At 41.9% G+C, this 456-nt stretch carries 1 protein-coding gene; it reads left to right on the top strand.

Annotated elements, in window-relative coordinates:
• Nucleotides 1-410, top strand: a 410-nt coding sequence (locus SINDD18_RS10085) for a hypothetical protein (protein WP_061864006.1), incomplete at its 5' end; no start/stop codon positions are given.
• Nucleotides 411-456: the final 46 nt, after the last annotated feature.

Raw genomic sequence — 456 nt, 5'->3', positions numbered from 1 at the left:
CCAAAGATTATTATCTCCACCTGTGGGAAAAAGAGGATTGGGATCAAGAAGGACTGATCTGTCTCTATGAACTCCTCGAGGCCCAACCAGACTTAGTGGAAGAGGAAAAGAAACTCTACGTCTACTTCAAAACAAAATTCCGCAATCGAATCCTAGATAGCGTCAGAAAACAAGAGAGTCAAAAACGTCGCCTGGACCGTATGGCCTATGAAGAAGTAGGCGAGATTAGCCATCGCCTACCAGAAGGAGGATTGTGGCTGGATGATTACTACGCCCTTCATGAATTGTTGGATAGTTATAGAAGAAAATTACCACAAGATAAGCAAGAAGCCTATGAACGGCTCTGGGCAGATGAACGTTTTAAGGGTCGCAAAGCCATGCTGAAAGAGTTACAGGAAGTAATTCAGTAGAATTGAAAAAAAGTTAAAAAAAGGTGTTGACAAAGTTAGAAAAGTC

Origin of the sequence: Streptococcus infantis, from assembly GCF_001579645.1 — a bacterium.
Taxonomy (GTDB): domain Bacteria; phylum Bacillota; class Bacilli; order Lactobacillales; family Streptococcaceae; genus Streptococcus; species Streptococcus infantis_E.
Note: the sequence above shows the minus strand (reverse complement) of the source record. Positions and strands in the feature narration are given on the sequence as shown.